The 19313-nt window shown below is 47.5% G+C and carries 15 protein-coding genes and 1 riboswitch; of the genes, 6 read left to right on the top strand and 9 right to left on the bottom strand.

Translation table 11 applies throughout. The features are described 5' to 3' along the window. Positions 1-20: 20 nt before the first annotated feature. Positions 21-506 carry a DUF4199 domain-containing protein gene (locus IAQ59_RS01940; protein ID WP_209329062.1) on the bottom strand — a complete coding sequence of 162 codons (486 nt, stop codon included), beginning with the start codon at positions 504-506 and terminating at the stop codon, positions 21-23. Between the two features lie 383 nt (positions 507-889). On the opposite strand from IAQ59_RS01940, the gene IAQ59_RS22275 reads away from it, so the two are divergent. After that, positions 890-2677 carry an RNA-binding domain-containing protein gene (locus tag IAQ59_RS22275; protein ID WP_245189364.1) on the top strand — a complete coding sequence of 596 codons (1788 nt, stop codon included), beginning with the start codon at positions 890-892 and terminating at the stop codon, positions 2675-2677. A gap of 114 nt (positions 2678-2791) precedes the next feature. Here IAQ59_RS22275 and IAQ59_RS01925 read toward each other — a convergent pair whose 3' ends face one another. From IAQ59_RS01925 to IAQ59_RS01890, 8 genes are all read right to left on the bottom strand, one after another. Then, positions 2792-3136, bottom strand: coding sequence for a tRNA-binding protein (locus IAQ59_RS01925; RefSeq protein ID WP_209329061.1), 345 nt, complete (start codon positions 3134-3136; stop codon positions 2792-2794). A 105-nt stretch (positions 3137-3241) separates the two neighbouring features. Then, a complete protein-coding gene (locus IAQ59_RS01920; protein WP_209329060.1) occupies positions 3242-6520 on the bottom strand; it encodes an amidohydrolase family protein in 3279 nt (1092 codons plus the stop codon). A gap of 133 nt (positions 6521-6653) precedes the next feature. Continuing rightward, the gene (locus tag IAQ59_RS01915) at positions 6654-7838 is read right to left on the bottom strand and encodes a THUMP domain-containing class I SAM-dependent RNA methyltransferase (RefSeq protein WP_209329059.1); all 1185 of its coding nucleotides are present in this window, start codon (positions 7836-7838) and stop codon (positions 6654-6656) included. 19 nt (positions 7839-7857) lie between these two features. Then, on the bottom strand, positions 7858-8430 hold the full coding sequence (locus IAQ59_RS01910) for an NTP transferase domain-containing protein (protein WP_342450673.1): 573 nt from the start codon (positions 8428-8430) through the stop codon (positions 7858-7860). A gap of 16 nt (positions 8431-8446) precedes the next feature. After that, positions 8447-8941, bottom strand: coding sequence for a cyclic pyranopterin monophosphate synthase MoaC (moaC, locus tag IAQ59_RS01905; RefSeq protein ID WP_209329057.1), 495 nt, complete (start codon positions 8939-8941; stop codon positions 8447-8449). A gap of 2 nt (positions 8942-8943) precedes the next feature. Then, positions 8944-10107 carry a cysteine desulfurase family protein gene (locus tag IAQ59_RS01900; RefSeq protein WP_209329056.1) on the bottom strand — a complete coding sequence of 388 codons (1164 nt, stop codon included), beginning with the start codon at positions 10105-10107 and terminating at the stop codon, positions 8944-8946. A gap of 3 nt (positions 10108-10110) precedes the next feature. Further along, positions 10111-11760: a S8 family peptidase gene (locus IAQ59_RS01895; protein WP_209329055.1), complete on the bottom strand. Its 1650-nt coding sequence runs from the start codon at positions 11758-11760 to the stop codon at positions 10111-10113. A gap of 130 nt (positions 11761-11890) precedes the next feature. After that, the gene (locus IAQ59_RS01890) at positions 11891-12940 is read right to left on the bottom strand and encodes an acyloxyacyl hydrolase (protein WP_245189363.1); all 1050 of its coding nucleotides are present in this window, start codon (positions 12938-12940) and stop codon (positions 11891-11893) included. Positions 12941-13083: 143 nt separating this feature from the next. After that, positions 13084-13193, top strand: a riboswitch (SAM riboswitch). A 189-nt stretch (positions 13194-13382) separates the two neighbouring features. Between IAQ59_RS01890 and IAQ59_RS01885 the strand changes: the two genes are divergently transcribed. The 5 genes from IAQ59_RS01885 (at position 13383) to IAQ59_RS01865 (ending at position 19239) form a co-directional block, all read left to right on the top strand. Beyond that, positions 13383-14690: an O-acetylhomoserine aminocarboxypropyltransferase/cysteine synthase family protein gene (locus IAQ59_RS01885; protein WP_209329054.1), complete on the top strand. Its 1308-nt coding sequence runs from the start codon at positions 13383-13385 to the stop codon at positions 14688-14690. Between the two features lie 5 nt (positions 14691-14695). Beyond that, complete coding sequence (locus IAQ59_RS01880) at positions 14696-15751, top strand: homoserine O-acetyltransferase family protein (RefSeq protein WP_209329053.1); 1056 nt, start codon at positions 14696-14698, stop codon at positions 15749-15751. 153 nt (positions 15752-15904) lie between these two features. Further along, positions 15905-17386: a protein adenylyltransferase SelO gene (locus IAQ59_RS01875; protein WP_245189362.1), complete on the top strand. Its 1482-nt coding sequence runs from the start codon at positions 15905-15907 to the stop codon at positions 17384-17386. A 186-nt stretch (positions 17387-17572) separates the two neighbouring features. Further along, positions 17573-18340: an SDR family NAD(P)-dependent oxidoreductase gene (locus IAQ59_RS01870; protein ID WP_209329052.1), complete on the top strand. Its 768-nt coding sequence runs from the start codon at positions 17573-17575 to the stop codon at positions 18338-18340. A gap of 20 nt (positions 18341-18360) precedes the next feature. Next, positions 18361-19239: a 3-hydroxyacyl-CoA dehydrogenase NAD-binding domain-containing protein gene (locus tag IAQ59_RS01865; protein WP_209329051.1), complete on the top strand. Its 879-nt coding sequence runs from the start codon at positions 18361-18363 to the stop codon at positions 19237-19239. Positions 19240-19313 lie beyond the last annotated feature (74 nt).

The following is a 19313-nucleotide window of genomic DNA, read 5'->3' as shown; positions in this document are numbered from 1 at the left end:
CAGCCCACCTGATAAATTGCTTATTGGCGTTTGCTGCGAATAAAGATCATGGCAATCGCTGTCGTAAGAATGCCCATTATCAGGGCACCGATTAGCCCCTGCACCACATAGTTTTTGAAATTGAAGGTTGCTTCCGCCTCGGCGGTTGTTGCATAATAGCCCAATTCAACCGAACGCTGAATCACATTCGGGAAATATTCGGGTGTGATGACATAGGTCGTGATCCATTGGGTAATCGGACTGAGCAACGAAATAAAAATGGATAGGATGACACCGGAAGTCACGCCCTGCAGGTAACTAATTTGGCCTTTGTAGTGGGTTCTTTTCTTGTCCTTTAAGGCCATTACCATTACCACTATCGCCGGGATGGCAAACAGGTTGGTAAGATACAGGTGGTAATCGATGTATTTGTCGTGCAATCCGCTGAGTTTTTCCAGGACCATCCACAACAATACTACCACTGAAAAGATGATAGCCCATTTTAGTTCAATTTTTAGGTTTTTCATGGGGTTAGGGGTTTGTTGAAATCACGTTGACTAGATAGAAATATCGTTTTTCGATTGAATATAAGACAAAATGATCGATTTTTTCACCCAGACTGCCTGTTTATGTCAGCTGCGCAATCCAATCAACGAGTTTGAGGCATATGTCTCCTATGGGCTATGCGTTGCGCAGAAAAATTCATCAAAAAAAAAGGACGGAACCGGCGTATCTAATAGCCAACGCATCGCAGCCACTTGAGTATAATAAACGCAGTTTTTATCCAACTAGAACTTTGCTTTAGTTGCACTCATCACGGCACAGGCGGAGAAAATTGAGCAATTGCAGCAACATAAAATGGGCTTGATGCAGGGGTTGTTTCCGGAAATTGTAATTAATTAACGTTATCATGATAACTGAAGAAAAAGTAAAGGAACTACTAGCAGAAATAGGAAGTGATTTGATAGAAAGAACCATTTCTGTCAAGGAAAGCAAATTGGGCCCTGCGGTTTGTGCATTGTCCAATGATTTTCCAAATCATAGAAAAACGGGCTACATTTTATTGGGAGTTCATGACGATGGTAGGCTAGCGGGAATGACTTGGCCCGATAAGGAATTGCAGGCTATAGGAAATTTAAAGACAAATGGAAACGTGCTTCCCCAGCCTTCAATGGTAGTAAGTTCAGTTACCCAATTTCCAGAAGGAGAAGTAGTAGTGATTCAAGTCACCCCTTCTTCCTATCCACCTGTACGCTACGACGGCAGATGCTGGATTCGAATAGGTCCCAGAAGGGATAAGGCTACCATAGAGGAAGAAGAAATATTGATTGAAAGAAGGGCTTCCTATGCAAGGACCTATGATCTGGTTCCTGCATTGGGAGCAAGATTAGATGATTTAGCCCTTGAATATTTTAAGTCAACGTATCTGCCTGCCGCTATAGATAAAGACACTTTAAAAGAAAATGGAAGAACCTTAGAGCAACAATTAGCATCCCTACGTTTTTTTGACAACAAAGAGCAATGTCCGACAAATGCTGGTATTTTGATATTTGGGATTAATCCTGAATTCTACTTGCCGGGTGCTTACATACAATATGTAAAATTCAATGGTGAACAAATGAACAGTGATGTAGCGTATGAAAAGAAGTTTTCTGGGGCATTGATTACTGAACTGAACTCGATGGATGATTTTATCAAAAACATTATAATCAAGGGAAGGCCAGTGAAAATTGATTCCCTGAAAGAAAATAGTATCCGAAACTATCCCTTTTGGGCACTTAGAGAACTTCTAATGAATGCCATTATGCATAGAAATTACGAGTCAAATTCACCAATTTACATGTATGAATTTTCAAATCGTATTGAAATTATAAATCCGGGGGGCTTAATTGGCGATGTGAATGCCCAAAATTTCCCTGATGCCATTGATTATAGAAACGTTGTGCTTGCCGAAGCTTTAAAAATATTGGGCTATGTAAACAGGTTTAACTACGGGGTAAAGCGAGCAATCGATGATCTTAGCAAAAATGGTAATGGACAACCTGATTTTGATTTAGATCCTCAGTCAAATTTGACTTCCATGTTTGTGAGTGCAGAACGGTTAGAGGAAGTTTATGAAAATAATCTTCCTATTACTATTTTAGATTCCATTAATCCGGTGTTATCAGGTGACCCATTCTATCCTGTCCATATTGAGGAGATAAATGAATACCTTACCATTATTCAAGATGCAACAGCCCAATTTAATGCGGAGTATGTTTTGATAGATGTTGGACCTAATTTGGGTGCAATAAATCGAGCGGTGACCATCTGCTCTGACTTTATTGTGATGCCTGTGGCATCAGACCTATTCTCTCTGCAAGGCATCAAAAATTTGGGAATTACCTTGAGTACTTGGAAAAAGCAGTGGGATCAACGAAGGGAGTTGAAGCCGGAGAATATATCCTTCCAAATACCCATTAATCTATCAGTTCCTATTGGTTATATCGTCATGCAATATTCCGCTAAAGAAAGTAGGCCTGTAAAGTCCTACCTTAAATGGGCAAATAGAATACCGTCCATTTTTGCAGAATATGTTTTAAATAAGGACGTGGCAATTGCCTCGGTCGAAGAAGATGATTATTGTATTGGATTGTTGAAGCACTATCGAAGTCTAGCGCCAATGTCCATGGAGTCTCAAAAACCTATTTATTCCTGAGGTATATGTCGCACAAACATGACGAAGCCGCAAAGAAAGAGCTGGGGAAGGATTATCCTGTGTTAGATACAAATGATTACCGAACGCCTTTAGCAGCATAGTATGTTTATTGGATTACCCCACCAGGGTACCATTTTCTACCACCCGATCCACACCCAAGAGGGAAACTTCTGAATTCATTCCTACCGCCCCCAACACAAGGCACTCGCTGCGCATGTTCGCTATTTGTTTTGGGGCAAAGTTGACGACGGCAACTACCTGTTTGCCTATCAAATCCTGCGGATGGTACAGATCGGTGATCTGCGCCGAAGATTTTTTGATGCCCCAGGGGCCAAAATCAATCTGAAGTCTATAGGCCGGGTTTCTGGCCTCCGGAAAAACCTCCGCAGATACCACCGTCCCCACACGCATTTCTACCCGCTGGAATTCCTCCCACCGCAGGGGCAGGTCATTTTTCATTATCTTATTTTTTGTCCTCACGCTCTTCCAACTATGGTTACATCCTGGTGCGTCTATCGATCCGTGCCTCAGGCCTTTTCTGTCAAGGGCGAGACCTGAATGTACCTATTGCAGGCCGCAGCCGCAACCACTATGGGTAAATCCGCGGATATGCTCGTGCCAGGGAAAGGCCTCGTGGAAAAGACCGTTTTCCCAGTAAAAGGCCCCTCGTTCACGTGGCTCGTTTCCGATTTCGTGCATGGTGGCAGCATCATATAGCCTGCCATTGACCATGGTATGTGTGATGGATTCGGAGTTTTGAATAACCTCTAGGGGATTCTTTTCCATGATGATAAGATCGGCTAATTTACCGGCTTTTAGGGATCCGATGTCCTCGCCCATTCCGATGTATTGGGCCGCGTGTATGGTGGCCGTTTTAAGGGCTTCGTGGTTACTCATGCCACCCTGGGCCAAACTCCAGAGTTCCCAGTGCGCTCCCAATCCCTGCAATTGCCCGTGGGCTCCCATATTGACTTTTACGCCTTTTTCAGCCAGTTTGGTGACGGCTTTTGAGGTGAGTATGTGGCTGTTTTCGTATTCCTCGTCCGGGACCATGATACGGTGTCGCGATCGGGCATCTACTGCTCCCCTTGGGGTAAACTGTAATAGTTTTTCGTTTTCCCACACGTTGGTCTGATGGTACCAGTAGCGTTCTGCATTTATACCTCCATAGTTGACAATCAGCGTAGGCGTATATCCTACTTCGGTCTGACTCCAAAGCTCTAAAACGTCCTTGTAAACGGGTGCAATTGGGATATTGTGTTCGATTCCGGTGTGTCCGTCTATTACCATCGTCATGTTGTGAAAGAAAGTGGAACCGCCTTCAGGAACCACATTTACGCCCAATTCCCGCGCGGCTTGCAATACCTGTTGCCGTTGGTCCCTTCTGGGTTGATTATAAGACTTAACGGCTGTAGCGCCAAATGCCTTGGTCCTACGTATGGAAGAACGGGCATCTTCCAGCTTGTTGATCACCGCCTTGAAGTCTCCATCGGCACCATACAGTATAAATCCCGTACTGAAAATCCGAGGGCCTACTAGCGCACCGCTTTTAACCATTTCAGATAGGGTAAAGACGGTTTCGGTATTGGCAGATGGGTCGTGAGAGGTGGTTACTCCATACGCTAGGTTGGCGTACAGTTGCCAGTTTCGCTGCACGGTCAGCCCCTCCCGAAAAGCCCCCACGTGGGCGTGTGCATCTACTAGGCCGGGCAGGATGGTTTTGCCCCTCATATCGTAGGTTTTGGCGTCCGAAGGTACCTTCACCAATGAGCTAGGACCCACAGCTAGGATCTGATTGCCGTCCACCACGAGGGTTCCATTTTCAATGACCTCGTCTCCTTCCATGGTGATAATGCGCCCACCTTCGAAGGCGATTTTTCCTTTTGGACGATCCACTTGTGCAGTTAGTCCGATGGGGATACCCGCTGATTCCTGCGCTTTTTTGTTACTTTCCGTTGACAGAAAATCAAAGCGTTCAGACAATTTATTGGAGTAGTAACGGTCTCCCATCGTCCAAAATACCGTCTGACTGTCTTTGGACCAGTGCAGGTTGATCCCTGCGTCTTTGGTCAATTGGGCAACGGGAACCGACTTTGTCTGATTATCCAGGTCTATGGGTTGCCCATTCATCACCAGCGGCGCCACATACGCTTTATGTAAATGGATAAAGGCTACCCATTTGTTGTCCGGGCTGGGTACCAGTCGGTTGCCATAGCTTGATCGGATATGTGTCCGCTCGTCGTGGCCATGGAGGTCAATACTTTTCAGCTCCTTGGTGATGCTGCCAAAGAAGGTGCCTCCGGTTTGGTAGAATACCCGTTTTCCGTCTGCCGTAAATTGGGGGTTAGCACCCTCTCGCGTCAACAGACGCGGTTCGGAGCCATTTGCATCCATGAGGTAAAGGCCCGGATTTTTGGAAAATGTCCTTCCTTGATCCAAGTTTCCGGGTTCCTTGCGGTACACGACCTGCCGACCATCTGGCGCGTATGCCGGGGTTCGGTAGATACCCTTTTCAGCAGTGAGACGGTTGACAAGGCCATCGTTGAGGCGGACTTCGGAAATGGTTCCTTTCTCTAGGTCATTCCATGTGACAAAAAGCACCTTTTTTCCATCCGGTGAAAATTGTGGTTCCGCTTCAAAGTCGCTACCGGTGGTCAGTCTCTTTGGTTTTCCATTGGGAAGCTGCTTGGTCCAGATATATCCAAGGGCTGTAAAAGCCAATGTGCTGCCATCGGGAGAGGTTACCGCATGTTTTATCATTTTGGCATCAAACACGTCCCGCTCAATGGGGTGAGTGTGGTAAACGCGTTTGGCAACCTTGATGGCGGCATCTACGCGGAAAGGGATAGGGGAATGCGCCAAAGTTTGGGTGTTGATCCGTTGCAAATGTCCCTTGGCCCATACCACGATGTCTTGGCTATCCGGCATCCAGCCAAAACCGGGATATACACCGAAGATAGCCCAAGCTGTTTGTTGATCTTTGTTCAGTCCGTCAAAAACCGGCCATTCTTCACCTGTTTCCAAGTCGTGTAGGTATAGGACTGTTTTTGTACGCACACGCTTGATAAACGCCAGCTTTTTTCCATCCGGCGACACCTGTGGTCTTGCAGCTCCCCCCGGACCTCCAGTCAACGTAATGGTTTCGCCGGTTTCGAAATCATACCGTTTGATGACGTAAATCTGATTGTTTGCGTCTCGGTTGTATTCAAAGGCCCCACCGGGAGCCATGTCTTCACTGAAATACAAGTACCTACCATCTGTTGACACACTTGGTTCATTGACGTCTTGCTGGTCGTTTTTTCGCTTGGTTAGCTGCAAGCCTGGTCCCCCCGTGATGTGGTACTGCCACATTTCGCCGGCCCCTAGGGAGCGTCCAGAAGTAAAGTGCTTGCGAGCTACCAAGTAATTGCCATCGGGCATCCAAGTGGCGTTATTGAGCAGGCGAAACGATTCCTTAGTGACTTGTTTGGCTTCGCTGCCGTCCTTTTTCATCACCCAAATATTGTCGCCGCCTCCTGCGTCGGAGGTAAAGGAGATCCATTCTCCGTTAAAGCTATAGCGGGGCTGAATCTCAAAGGCTAATCCAGTACGCAATGGCTTGGCTTTTCCACCCGTAATCGGCAGGGAATAGATGTCACCCATTAGGTCAAAAACAATGGTCGTTCCATCAGGGCTTACGTCGAGATTCATCCACGTGCCCTCGTCGGTGCTAAAGTTGACCTCATTGAAATCCCAGTTTCCAGGAGGATTTGAAATATCCCATTCTTCACTTTCTTGTGCCCATAAAGGCGAAAGCAACAGGAAACATACAAAGAATTGGGTGCACCTATGTGTAAGCGTCATTTTTTTGCGGGTTAGTGAAACAAAGGTAAGGTTTCTTTTGATGCATAAAATCGATTCACATGCACGTATTTGCGGTGGCTGGCGTAAGTTCATTCGTCATGGACAGGCAGAGTAGGGTCTCCAAACCAGCCTGTCAATTACTTTCTGAATTCAAAAAGGTCTTTCTACGGGTGCCCTCGTACAATTCAAAATGCAATAGGCGGCAATCCAGTGTTCCATTGTAGAAGGGGATTTTGCGTTTCGGCTTAAGGCCGATTTTTTTCCCCAAATCCATGTTGCCGGTAAACACCAATCCGGCATACCCCCCGCACCGCTGTTTGAGAAAGTCTCCGATGCGTTTGTACGTGCCCTCCAATTCTTCCATTTCTCCCAAACGTTGCCCATATTCCGGGTTTAGAAAAACGGCACCTTTCCCTCCCTCCGGGATACTAGTATCGGCGAAGTCACAGGTTTCGAATGTAATGAGGTCCTCCACGCCGGCCGTTTCTGCGTTCATGCGGGATGCTGTAATGGCCCGCTCGCTGATGTCTGAAGCAACGATGGTTACCGGCACCTCTTTGATTTTCAAATAAAGTTGCTTCTTCAGCTGCCTGTAGGTTTTCTCTTCGTAACCAAGTAGGTGTTGAAAAGCATAATGATCCCTGTAAATGCCAGGAAATCGGTCTGTAGCAATCAGAAGGGCTTCGATGGCCACTGTCCCGGCACCACACATAGGGTTGATAAAGGGGGATTGACGATCCCATCCGGAAGCCAGGATGGTGGCTGCAGCTAAGGCTTCCATCATTGGGGCTTTGCCGGGAACCATTCGATACCCGTGTTTGACCAAGGTTTCTCCGGAGGTGTTGAGGTAAATGGATGCGTGGTCATTTTTCCAGAAAAGCTGTATTACGGCCCCTTTAAAGTCGGCGCCGGTATCCGGACGAACGTCAAATTTTTCCCTAAACCGGTCTACGATGGCGTCTTTGACCGTCACATTGGCAAATAACGGATTGTCCACGGTTTCGTGATCGACCGTACTGCTCACCGAGAAGTAACCATCTTTGGACAGATAGTTTTCCCAGGGCATGGATTTTACCTTGCCATAAAGGTCTTTGATGTGGTGCAAGGGGAATTCAATCAGTTTGAACAGTACGTTACTAGCGGTGCGCAAGTGCATATTGAGGATGATGCAATCAAGCAAGCTTCCTGTCAGAGTAACCCGCGTTCGGTAGGTTTCGGTTGGGGTATAGCCCAAGTTGATTATTTCCTGCTCCAGATAGGGGGAAAATCGGTCAAAGCAAGTGACAACGATGGTTCCTTTTCGTTCAAAATCTAACATAGAGCCAAATATACGGCGATTATTTTAGATGCCTCCCTATTTTTGCCAGTGCTTCTATATGCTCTTGTGGATTATTGACATTCATTAATATGTCGTCATCTTTCAATTCCTGCCAAGCCACGTCCATGGCTAGCAAAGCCTTGGCGGGTGATAAATTACCTCGATCAAATTCATTTTGAAGCGTTTGGTAACTGCTAGGTTCGTAGATGGTGCAGAGAGGTTCGGGAAGCCTTGCGTGCTGTTTGCGAAATGCGGTGGCTTGTTTTTTTGTGTTTCTAGCAGCTACCAGGCACTCTAGAAAAGTAACCGACAGCATAGGTAGGTCACAAGCCACAACCAGCCATGCGCAGTCTGCACGGTGTCCAAATGCAGATAAAATAGCTCCCATCGGGCCGCTTTCCTGAAAGCGATCCACAATTACTGCTTCAGGTTGACTAATCTGGGCGAGTTGGTGTTGATTGCAGGATAGGTACGTAGATTGGCAGATTGGCGCCAGCAGACTTAAAAGGTACTCGCGTTGGGGGATGGTGCCCTGATAGCAGAGAAGGCTTTTATCTTTGCCCATTCGGGAGCTTTTACCTCCTATCAACACCAATCCGTTAAGGGGGCTAGTCACGCCTGAAGTCACTCTTACCCCCCTTTTTTTCCACTAACCTGAGTTCACGGATCAGGATATCGTGCGAAAATCCCTTGCACATATCGTAAATTGTCAGCGCTGCCACGGATGCACCGGTCATGGCTTCCATCTCCACCCCGGTCTTGCCCGTGAGCGAGGCTGTACAGCGTATCTGTATGCTGGTTTCTGATATCGGATCAATTTCAATCTTGATTTTTTCCAAGGCGAGGGGGTGGCATAAGGGGATGAGCTCTGCTGTTTTTTTGGCTCCCATGGTTCCAGCTATTATGGCCGTTTGAAACACCGGGCCCTTTTTTGTGACAATGTCCTTTTCTTCCAGCAGTCGTTGCATGATATCGCGGCCGAGCACTACCTCGCAAACGGCGGTTGCAATCCGTTTAGTCGCTGCTTTGGTGCCAACGTCTACCATCGTAGGATTTCCTGTATGTTGGTCTAGGTGCGTGAAGTCTTTTTTTGGAAGCTCCATAGCTATACGGGGTTTCGTTGAAGTTTTTGTAAGGTAGAGGAGATATGCTGCACGGCAATTGCAATGTCTGCCTCCGTGGTGGATCTTCCCAATCCAAAGCGTACGCTGGCTTGCCCTCGCTCTTCGGAAATGCCCATGGCCCGAAGCACGTGGGAAGCGCGTTCGGTGATGCTGCTGCAGGCAGAGCCTGAGCTAACGGCAATTTTTTGGTTCAATGCAATAAGCCACTCTTTGGCGGGTACTCCGTCAAACGAAATGTTGGTAACGTGCGGTAGCCGTCTTTGCAGATTCCCATTTACTTGGGTTCCAGGAAGCTTTAGTATGGCCGATTCCAGGGTATCCCGTAGGTTACTGAGGCGACGCGTTTCGTTATCGATAAGCCGACCTGCTACTTCACAGGCCTTGCCCAGACCTACTATGCCCGGAACATTGAGCGTGCCGCTTCGCAAGCCTCTTTCGTGGCCACCTCCTGTCAGTAAAGGGAAAAGCGCGAAAGTTGGTTTGCCTTTTCGGACGTAGAGTGCTCCTATGCCTTTGGGACCATAAAATTTATGGGCAGAAAGCGCTAGCAGGTCTACGGGCATGTCTGTCACCTTTATTGGGATTTTTCCTACCGCCTGCACGGCATCGGTCATATATAGAACTCCGCGCTTGCGGGCCAATTCCCCTATTTCCTGTAATGGTTGCACGACGCCGGTTTCGTTGTTGGCGGTCATTACCGACAGAAGTGCCGTTTTTTCCGTTAGGGCAGCCGCCACCTCATTTAGATCGACCAAGCCATCTTTTTTTACAGGCAAGTAAGTGGCTGTAAATCCCTCCTGTTCTAACGCCTTGACGGTATCGAGTACCGCGGCATGTTCTGTGGCAACTGTGACGATGTGATTTTTTCCCGCGGGCCTCTCTTTGGCCAACATGATGCCACGGATACCTAAATTAATGGCTTCCGTAGCACCGCTGGTAAAGTAGATTTCGGTAGGTTTGGCACCGATCAGTAGGGCGGTCTGTTCCCTGGCGTGTTCTACAGCATCCTCTGCCAGCCACCCATAAGGGTGGTGTTTGCTTGACGCATTTCCAAACTGCTCTACAAAAAACGGCAGCATGGCCTCCAAAACTTCCGGGTCGCAAGGGGTAGTGGCATTATGATCCAGGTAGATTGGAAGCTGCATGGGTTATTTGGTCATGGATTCGGCCATTCGCAAGGCACCGTATGCATTAACCACGCCTCCGGTTTGACTAAGTTCGCCAAACGACACCATTTCTTCCGCTCCAGGCTTGTTTACCTTCGTGGAGCGTTCATCGTGTACGGTACTCTTTAGAATCTGGCGAATTTGTTCGGGTTTCAAATCAGGAAAATAGGCTAAAATCAACGCGGTAACACCGGCCACGGTAGGAGCTGCCATGCTGGTTCCACTGTTGTTTTTGTATTCCCCTCCAGGCATGGTAGAGTAGATATCCACCCCCGGTGCGAAGAGATCCACGCCGGTACTGCTAAAGTTGGAAAAGCTCGCAGGCAGGTCCTCGTCAGCCTGCCAAGAAGAGGCACCGATTTCCAGCCAATTGGAGGCTTCTCCTTTCTTTTCGTAGTAGCGATTGGGATAATTGTTGGTAGGCGTTGTCTCTTTGGAGCTGTTACCTGCGGCGTGAATCAGGACTACCCCCTTACGTTCGGCATACTTTACCGCCTTGTCAACAGCTTTTTTTCCGGGAGAGTAGGATTTTCCAAAGCTCATATTGATAATGTGTGCGCCGTTGTCCACTGCATAATAGATGGCATTGGCAATGTCTTTGTCGCGTTCGTCGCCTTCCGGTACTGCTCGGATGGGCATAATCAGCACATGTTCGGCAATTCCCCGGATTCCCAATTCGTTGTTACGATCGGCAGCAATGATGCCCGCTACATGGGTTCCGTGACTGGAATCCGGACCGGTAGGGTCATTGTTCCCATAATCGCGGTCCTTGTAATCTTCGGGATCATCACCCACGATATCTCTTGGGTTAAACTCCGGGTTGTAAGCGTAGTTGACTTGGGTTTCAAAATGGGCCTTTGCTTCTGCAAGTTCAGAGATTACCTCGTTGACGCTCATGTCACTGTCCCTGATATTATTGAACACTTGGCTAAGCATGCCAACGGAACTTTTCACCTTGGTGTCATCCGATGCTATCTGGGCAAGTTCGTCTGCTCCAAAGTCGTCCGCATTGAGGTGCTCCTTAACGATATCAGCAGCCTGAACAAACATCTTCTCCATGTTTTGGAAGAATTCGTAATTCATTTCTGCCTCTGATCTGTCTGTATCGAAATTCTTTTCTACCCGCTGCCAGTAAGCAAACTCTTTTTGTTGTTTCTTTTTGATATCCTCTTCCGTTAATCCTTCGTAGATGGCTTTCAGCCTAACATATTCCCGGGTAAGTTCGTGGGAATCCTCGGCTATGTGAGACCCGTCTTTTCCGCCGATAAAATTCCATCCGTGGACATCATCCACGTAGCCGTTTTTGTCGTCATCGATGCCGTTGCCTGGAATTTCTCCTTTGTTGACCCAAATTTTGCCCTTTAGGTCTTCGTGTTCAATGTCCACACCGGAGTCGATCACCGCCACGATCACGGTTTGTTTGGGTTGCTTATCCTTTAGCAGTTCATATGCCTTCTGAGCTCCGGTACCTATGACCCCGTCGTCTGTTGGATCCATTAGAAACCAATCGTTTGGAGCTTTAAGGCTGTCTATTGGTAGAGGGGCTGTATTAAAGTGGAGGTTGGATGACCCAAAGGCCTGGCTAAACGTCAGGCTCAAAGCCAGAAAAATAATTGAAGATACTTTACGCATAGAAGATATAGTTAATTTGATAAATTGGAAAGGCCAGCAACGTTTTATTTGTGCGGGCAACGTGCCAACCGATTTTTGATACGTTTCGCTTTATTGGCTTAATAGGTTGGCTGTGCAATATAGTTTTCTTTTAAAACAGATATCCTATTCTGAATTCAATATTTTCGGCTACATGACCATGCACTTTCATCGAAGCTCCCCCCTGCCAATGCTCGTTTAATCGATATAGTAACGCATAACGTTGAAAAAATGATTTGCCCGGTTCATAATTTTCAGGCTTTTTTAAGTAAAGTGCCATTCGTTGGCTAAAGTCAAATTTTCCAAAAAGAAAATGGTGTGCAATGTATACGCCGTGGCTTAGCAGATCGCTACTCTCCGTGTCAGGGTACAGGCTGCGGTCATAGGTGGCTTCCCATCCCCCGCCAAAGGCATTGATATTGGTCACTTGCCGGTAAGCGCCCAGTGAAATGCCTGCAGCGGGGCTGCGGCTGTTTGAAGTTGGCTCGTTTTTCATCGTTCCTGCCAGTTCGATGTAGGGCTGCCATCTATCCTCAAATTCAGAGGACTCGTGGTCTGGGAATTCGATGGATTGAATGAAATACTGAAGTCCTAGTCCAAGCGTTGGAAAGTTCATGCCTCGGTTTGGTTGCCGCTGTCCGCCATTGGATATGTGGTTGTAATTCAGGGATAAACTGGCCAACCAGCGTTCGTTCAGGGAATACTGTATTCGAGGCGTGACAACCAGCAGAAAGCTTAGGGGTGCGGAAAAAAAGGTGTTTTCCGGATTGGAGACTTCGTTGTAAACGCGATTGAGGTAACTGATTCCCAATCCGGTGGAAAGCGAGGCCTGCCATCGGTTCGAACGAATCAGAATTGGTTCAAAGGAGGTGGACAGGGTTGTTCCATGGCCCAATACCGCAGGATTACCAAACTGGTAGTGGGATAGTTGTACCCCAAGGTAATGAAAGCAGTTACAAGCCTCCCAGCTTCTTTTGTCCATTCGAATCCGATCATACCCCAAGCGTATACCGAATGGGTTGCTCTGTGAAATTGGGACAAGGTCGGCAGCGTGTGGTATGATAAACCCGTATTGGATCTCCGCACCCAAGCGGATTGCCGATTCTTGGGCTACCAAGCTGTGCGAGAGAATCAGAAGAAAAACGGCTAAAGCCTGCTTCAATGGATACGCGGTTTTAGGTTCTTTCTATAGCACTGGTTTTTTGGGAAAAGGTTTCGTTTACTTGAAAATTATTCTCCTGAAATGTTGTAATTTTTGGGTATACCGATTTACTTTGCAGCGTCCTTTTACTTTTAGCGTATCTGGATTTATAGAGAAGAGGTGAGAGACAGGCTCGATGATCCTCTGGCAACCTGGAAAGTCCAAGGTGCCAATTCCTGCCGGGAAATCGTTTTGATCCCCGGGGATATAAAATCTAAATATGAAAAAGATTCCTCCCGAAAAACTGTATTTCCCATTGTATTCTGACCACTTATGGAACGTTGGCATCATGTGTCATCGGCGTATCCATGGCTTTTAGCCTGCTTGGTATTTTCAGCAGGAGAGCTATCGGTAAATTCAGTATCTTCATGGGCAAAATAATAAACCTAAACTCTCAAAAAACATGTCAAAACAGTATCGTTTCGAAACATTGCAGCTTCATGCTGGCCAAGAGGTAGATCCAACCACCAACTCCAGGGCTGTACCCATTTACCAGACAACCTCTTACGTCTTTAATTCCGCAGAACACGGTGCAAACCTCTTTGCACTGAAGGAATTTGGGAATATCTACACCCGGATCATGAACCCGACTACGGATGTTTTCGAGAAGCGTCTTGCCGCATTGGAAGGAGGCGTAGCAGCAGTAGCTACGGCCTCGGGTCAGTCTGCCCAATTTCTTGCGCTTAACAATTTTCTGACCGTTGGTGATAATTTTGTTACATCCCCCTTTCTGTATGGTGGCACTTACAATCAGTTTAAAGTCGCCTTCAAGCGTTTGGGCATAGAGGCCCGCTTTGCCAAGTCGGATAAAGCAGCTGACGTCGAAGCAGAGATCAACGATCAGACCAAGGCCATATACGTGGAGACTATCGGCAATCCCGAATTTAATATTCCTGATTTTGAGGCAGTAGCTGCCGTTGCAAAAAAATACGATATTCCACTAGTGGTAGACAACACTTTTGGTGCTGGTGGATTTCTTTGCCAGCCTATCAAGCATGGAGCGAATGTGGTGACCTCGTCGGCCACTAAGTGGATTGGAGGCCACGGAACATCTATCGGTGGCATCATCGTGGATGGGGGGAATTATGATTGGGGCAACGGCAAGTTTCCTCAATTCTCGGAACCTTCAGATGGATACCACGGACTGGTTTTTTCCAACGTATTTGGCATAGACAATCCGCTCGGTCTGCCCAATATTGCTTTCGCTATTCGGGTACGTGTGGAAGGACTACGTGACTTTGGGCCAGCCTTAAGCCCATTTAACTCTTTCTTATTGCTGCAGGGATTGGAAACCTTATCGCTACGGGTACAGCGTACGGTAGATAATGCCTTGGAGCTTGCCAAGTGGCTGGAAAGCCATCCTTCGGTGAAAAAGGTGAATTATCCCGGTCTGCCTTCTAGCCCCTACCATAAAGAAGCCAAGAAATACTTGGAGCACGGGTTTGGTGGCGTATTGAGTTTTGAGATTGAAGGAGAAAAGGAAACCGCATCCACATTCATCAATAACCTGAAGCTGATTTCGCACCTAGCCAATGTAGGTGATGCAAAAACGCTGATAATACAGCCCTCAGCTACCACCCATCAGCAGTTGACCGATAAGGAACAACTGGCTGCTGGTGTAACGCCTACCTTGCTTCGAATCTCTCTTGGAATCGAGCATATTGAAGACCTGAAAGAAGACCTCCAAGCTGCCTTTGACAGCCTGAAATAAGACTAATGAACGTTGCGCATCCGTACATAATCAGTGAAATGACCCAAGAAATTTTCAGTTGTGAAGAAGGGCTTACGTTGGAATCGGGGGAGAAATTCCCCCAGTTCCAACTAAGTTATACCACGCAAGGTCATCTTTCTCCCAAGCAGGACAATGTGGTTTGGGTTTTGCACGCGCTTACAGGCGACGCAAATGCCCACGAATGGTGGTCTGGGCTGATTGGGGAAGATAAATTTTTTAATCCCACCAACCATTTCATTGTATGCGCTAACCTGCTGGGTTCCTGCTATGGATCTACGCAGCCTTTAAGTATAAACCCCGCCACCGGAGAGCCGTACTATTATGATTTCCCGCAGCTTACTACCCGGGATTTAGCTGCTGCCTTTGACAAGTTGCGGATTCATCTCGGTATTGTGAAAATAGATACCCTTATAGGTGGTTCCTTGGGCGGACAGGTCGCTTTGGAATGGGCCTACACCTTGAAGGATAGGTTAAAGCATGCAGTAATCGTCGCCTCTAATGCAAAAGCCTCTCCATGGATCATTGGATTTAACGAGTCACAGCGGATGTCCATCGAATCTGACAGCACCTGGGGACAAAAGAGCCCTGATGCGGGAAAGCGTGGGTTGGAAGCGGCTAGGGCCATAGGTATGTTGAGCTATCGGCACCCGCAGACTTTTATCCAAAGCCAAAGTGAAACCGAGGAAAAGCGGGATAATTTTAAAATCAGCAGTTACTTGCGTTATCAAGGTAAGAAACTGGCCAATAGATTCAATGCCCTTTCTTACTGGGTGCTGAGCAAAGCCATGGATAGCCACGACGTAGGTAGAGGTAGAGGCGGTACCGTAAAGGCGCTTTCCGAAATTCCCTGCAAGGTTTTGGCCGTAGGGGTGGACTCGGATGTGCTTTTTACCAGTGAGGAATCCCGCTTTATAAGTAGGCATGTGCCGAGTGGAAACTATCGCGAAATACGTTCCATCTATGGACACGACGCATTTTTGATCGAGTTTGAACAGCTAAATTACATTCTTAAATCGTTTTATCTAGAGAATATTCGATGACGCGCAAGGTTGCCGATGGCTATATGCCGGCGAGGGTATTCAAAGACCCTTCCATAAAAGGAATAGGCAGAAAAGTATCTACGCTTAGTAGGCGTAGCGGAATTATCGGTACCGTGCTTTTGTTAGCATTACTTGAATTGCTAACGAACTTCCATGGAAATTATGCCAAAATCTCCCATAGGCAAAGGCTGGAACCTCCGGCACACCTATACGTCTCTACCTGAGAAATTCTTCGCCAATCAAAAGCCTCAGTCGGTAGCGGACCCCGGCATGGTGCTGTTAAATGAACCATTGGCTGACTCTTTGGGACTGGATTTCGAGGATTCGGACGAAAAGCAGCTGGCCCGGTTATTTGCAGGAAATAGTTTGCCACCAGACAGTATGGCAATTGCGCAGGCGTACGCAGGTCACCAATTTGGCAATTTCACCATGTTGGGTGACGGCAGGGCGGTGCTGTTAGGTGAACAGGAAGCGCCGGACGAAACACTTTGGGACCTTCAGCTAAAAGGATCGGGCCGTACGCCTTTTTCCCGAAGGGGAGATGGTCGCGCTACGCTTAAATCCATGTTACGTGAATTTTTGATTTCTGAAGCCATGCATGGTTTGGGGATTCCTTCTACCCGTTCGCTGGCAGTGGTGAGCACCGGAGAACCCGTATACCGCGAACGGGTACAGGCCGGGGCGGTGCTTACCCGCGTGGCCAAGAGCCATATACGCGTAGGGACTTTTGAGTATGCCGCACAGTATTTAGGCACGGAAAACTTGAAGGCCTTGATGGATTACACCATCAAAAGGCACTATCCACATGTTGCCGGAGACGCTTTTCCTGCCCTCGCTTTTTTTAAGGAAGTGGTTAACCAACAAGCGGCTTTGATTGCCCAATGGATGCGCGTGGGCTTTATCCATGGAGTGATGAATACCGACAACATGAGTATAGCCGGAGAGACGATCGATTATGGCCCCTGTGCATTTGTAAACGCCTACCATTCTGAGACGGTCTTCAGTTCCATTGACACGCAAGGGAGGTACGCCTTTGGAAATCAACCCAAGGTGGCCTTATGGAACCTGTCTTGTCTAGCCAGTTCGTTGCTGCCTTTAATCCATGAAAATAAGGAGACCGCCATCACCCTGGCCAAAGAAGCGGTATATTCGTTTACGGATAGGTACCAGGAACGCTACGAGCAAATGATGGGAGAGAAACTTGGACTCGGTGCCAAAAGAGAAACCGACAGGGAACTCATTTCCGATCTACTGGATGTGCTGTCTGAATTGAAGTTGGATTATACCCATGCTTTCCTTTTTTTGCAGGGAGATTTCGAGTCGGAGGAGCAGTCCGGATTTTTACATCCCAAGTTTCAGGATTGGTGGATGCGTTGGACTAAGCGGGTAGTAACTGACGGCCGATCCTTGGAGCAAGTTCAGCAGTTAATGAGGCCCTATAATCCCCAAGTGATACCCCGAAATCACCTAGTGGAGGAGGTGCTGGATCAGGCGGTAAATGGAGACATTCGCCCATTGTATCGGCTGTTGGAAGTGGTCCAGAATCCCTACAACCTAGACCGGTCACTAAGGCCCTATCAGTCTGTACCGGCAGCGGAATGGGAGATGGGTTACCAAACGTTTTGCGGTACCTGATCCTCTTACCTAAACAGATTTGGGCAGCTCCGGCTCATGGTTTGTGGAATTGCATAAGTTATTGGTAGATAGTAGTTTGCTTGGTTGCTAGGAAGGATTATTCGGAACTATTTCCGATTTTCTTAGCCATTGAGACAGCAAGTCCGTAATTTGGATTCTTTGTTATGTCAACTAATAATCAGAAAAATGGATCTGTCAAACTTATTTTCACTCTCCGACAAAGTGGCTATTATCACGGGTGCCAGTAAGGGTATCGGCTTGGCCACTGCGGAGATTTTCGCCGCTGCAGGTGCAAAAGTCGTCATAAGCAGCCGAAAGCAGGAGGCACTGGACGAGGCAGCCGAAGAATTGACTAACAAAGGGTACGAGGTTGTTGGGATAGCCTGTAATGTAGGTGACCCCGAGGCCTTGCAGCACTTGGTGGACAGTACGGTGGAACGGTACGGGCAACTTGATATATTGGTGAATAATGCAGCGACGAACCCGGTCTTTGGTCTCGTACACGAAACCTCGTTGGAGGCCTTTGACAAGATTATGAATGTCAATGTCAGGGCACCGTTTCAGTTGATGAACCTGTGTTTTCCCTACTTGATCGAATCTACCACAGCATCTGTAATTAACATTAGTTCTATAGGAGGCTTATCTCCCGAAGAGGGACTCGGGATCTACAGCGTTAGTAAGGCGGCGTTAATTTCTTTAACCAAGGCTTACGGAAAGGAGTGGGGTGGTCATCAAATTCGGGTGAACGCGATCTGTCCCGGATTGATTAAGACTAAATTTTCCGAGGCACTCTGGGGTAATCAGGTCATCTGGGATAAGATGATGGAGCGGCTACCGATCAAGCGCATAGGGACGGCGGAGGAGATTGGTGCTGCCGCATTATACCTTGCCTCGGAAGCATCAGGCTATACAACGGGTGCCGTGCTTACGGTGGACGGTGGCTTTACCGTATAGCAGTGACCTAACTTACGCACATGGAAATACGGAAAGTATGTATCGTTGGGGCAGGTACATTGGGTAGTAGAATTGCGATGCAATGTGCACTCTCAGGGTACAGGGTTCATGTCTATGATGTGGACACAAAGGCATTGGATCGATCCATTAACTTGATGCAAAAGCTCTTGGGGCAGCTAATCAAGCTAAAGGTGGCCTTGCCGGAGAACCCGGAAGTTGCATTGGCCTCCATCCAATTTTTGCCGCATCTAGCGGAAGCCATTGCGGATGCGGATCTTGTGAGTGAGAGTGTAACAGAAAATCTGGCTGTAAAAAAACGTGTTTGGGAGGAACTCGGAGAGGTGGCCCCTTCCAAAACACTGTTTACAACCAATACGTCTTTTTTGCTCCCATCGCAGCTTGCAAGTAGTTCCGGTAGGCCTTCGTTATTTTGTGCATTGCACTTTCATGACGTGTTTCATGCACGCCTTGTGGATATCATGCCGCATCCAAAAACGGATCGATCGGTGATACCCGTACTGGAAGTATTTGGAAGATCCCTGAATCAAGTGCCGGTGGTGGTGAGAAAGGAATATCCGGGCTACCTTTTCAATACCATGTTGATGTCATGTATCCATGCGGCCGGCAAGCTGTTGACCCGGGGTGTGGCTGAAGTGGAGGATATTGACAGGTCCTGGATGGTCAATTTTCACATGGGGATAGGGCCTTTTGGTATTCTGGATCAGATCGGTTTGGACACCGCGTGGCACGTGACCAACAACAATCCCGACAAATACACGCAGGCGTTTGCGGATCTGTTGGGAAGATACATCGAACAGGGCAAACTAGGTGAAAAGTCCGGTGAAGGTTTTTATACTTATCCCCGCCCTAGATATAAAGACAAGGATTTCCTGTATTAGGACAACTCCCATCAAAAAGCAGGCAATAGCTGCAAGAATTCTTTCAATTTCCTTACTTTTGTAAGGAAGAAATA

The organism is Lunatimonas salinarum, from assembly GCF_017811155.1.
GTDB classification, from domain to species: Bacteria; Bacteroidota; Bacteroidia; order Cytophagales; family Cyclobacteriaceae; genus Lunatimonas; species Lunatimonas salinarum.
The sequence above is the reverse complement of the archived record's forward strand: the minus strand, read 5'-3'. Positions and strand labels throughout refer to the sequence as shown.